Origin of the sequence: Mesorhizobium sp. M1406 (assembly GCF_040317555.1) — a bacterium.
Classification (GTDB): Bacteria; Pseudomonadota; Alphaproteobacteria; order Rhizobiales; family Rhizobiaceae; genus Mesorhizobium.
This window is the reverse complement of sequence record NZ_JAMYKW010000150.1, coordinates 1-1,746: the sequence shown is the minus strand read 5'-3', so window position 1 is coordinate 1,746 and position 1,746 is coordinate 1. Positions and strand designations below refer to the sequence as shown.

Annotated in this window: 2 protein-coding genes and 1 tRNA gene; 2 read left to right on the top strand and 1 reads right to left on the bottom strand. The window is 60.9% G+C overall.

Annotated elements, in window-relative coordinates; all coding sequences use genetic code 11:
- The first annotated feature begins 142 nt into the window (after positions 1-142).
- Positions 143-216, top strand: a tRNA-Gly gene (locus NKH03_RS34635).
- 256 nt (positions 217-472) lie between these two features.
- On the opposite strand, the gene NKH03_RS34630 is transcribed toward NKH03_RS34635, so the two are convergent.
- Positions 473-1,360 (bottom strand): DMT family transporter, encoded by an 888-nt coding sequence (locus NKH03_RS34630; protein ID WP_352973326.1) that lies wholly within the window; start codon positions 1,358-1,360, stop codon positions 473-475.
- Between the two features lie 295 nt (positions 1,361-1,655).
- Here NKH03_RS34630 and NKH03_RS34625 point away from each other — a divergent pair.
- Positions 1,656-1,746 (top strand): GTP-binding protein (locus NKH03_RS34625; RefSeq protein ID WP_032908143.1); only part of this gene is annotated, 91 nt, incomplete at its 3' end.

The following is a 1,746-nucleotide window of genomic DNA, read 5'->3' as shown; positions in this document are numbered from 1 at the left end:
AGCATCCTTCAAAGAATCAGATGCTCTCGACAGATTCAGCTCCTAAACCCCTTGTCACGCGTTAACTCACCCGATTGCCCTGCTGGGTCGCAGGAGGCGCCTTGACCTTCGGAACCTTGTCGAATAGCTAGGGCTTGCGTGCGCGGGTATAGCTCAGTGGTAGAGCAGCAGCCTTCCAAGCTGAATATGCGGGTTCGATTCCCGCTACCCGCTCCAGACACTCATCCCCAGCACCGGCAAGCCGAAACACCGCGCACCAGGCGCGATGGTCGTCCTGTGGGCCTATCACCAGTTCAGCGCAAAGCGGACGCTTTAGGCGCCAGCCGGATCGTCTGAGGTTTCGACTTCTGCCGAGGCAAGACCGGCTGCGGGCCGGCACGTGCGGCAGCTTGCCTATCAGGATTACGTCGGCAGCGCCGAAAAAGATCAGCGTGGAAAAACGTGCGCAAGCACTCGGCGGAGATAAATGGGGCTATGCGACGACGGCCAGCCGGCGCTGGCGCTGATCCAGCGACACGATGGTCAGCCCGCTGCCGACAACCAGCAGGATGCCGCAGACCGCCAGCGCGTTGGGGAATTGCCCGAACACCAGCAGGCCTGAAATCACCGCCCAGACGGTGAAGGAATAGTAGAACGGTGCCACGGCGCTGGTCGGTCCGACGCGATAGGCCATGAAGATGAAGAAGTGGCCGAAGATCAGGAAAAAACCAGCACCTGCCATCAGCAGCAAATGGTGCATCCCGGGCATCACCCAGCGCTCGGAAACCAGATGCGCGGCACCGGCGCCGATCAGCACCACCACGACGGCGGAAATCGCCACGATCATGCCCGGCACTTCGGCCGAGACCCGCCTGCCGGCAAGGTCGCGCGCCGCCGCAAGCGCTGCGTTGCCGAGCGCCAGCAGGGCGTAAACCGAAATGCCTTGCATGGTCGGCTGCGCCACCATCAGCGCGCCGATGAAGCCGAGCCCGATCAGCGCCATGCGCTGGCCACCGATCCGCTCGCCAAACAGGATCGAGGAGCCGACCAGCATCAAGAGCGGCGTGATCTGTCCGAGCGCGGTGGAATCGGCGATCTGCATGTTGGCGAGCGCCACGACATAGCAAAGGATCGCCGCCAGCTCGAGCAGGTTCCTGCGCAGCACACGGCCGTCGAAGATCAGCGGGATCTGCTTGCCGTAGCCCAGTGCGAACAACAGCGGAAAGCCCCAGAGCGCTGCCGCGGCACCCCTTAGAAACAGCACTTCGTAGGACGGCAGGCCCGCCGTCGCGAGTTTCATCATCGTGTCGTTGACGAGATACGATCCTGTCGAAACGATCATGAACAGCGGGCCACGGATTGAGGGCGGGATGAAGTGCATCCGGTCAGGAGATCAGACCTCGATGACTTCAGCAATGGTCCATGGCCTGGTCATGAATCAGACAGGGGTTGGGCAGGCAAGACAGCATTATCGCGGCTTCCATCGATCGGCTCGTCACCCATTTCATTTTGTCTCGATCCTTCCTATATCAGCGCCACATCCCCGCAATCGGATCGATGGTTCGGACTGGGTGAGACGGCACCCGGCCAAAAGACGCTTGTGTTTTTTGGCCTTTGTCGCTAATCGCCCCGCATTCGACTGAACTGAAGGTCCAGGCCGTCCAAGGAAAGAGACTATGGCAAAAGGTAAATTCGAGCGTAACAAGCCTCACGTGAACATCGGCACGATTGGCCACGTCGACCATGGCAAGACGTCGCTGACGGCGG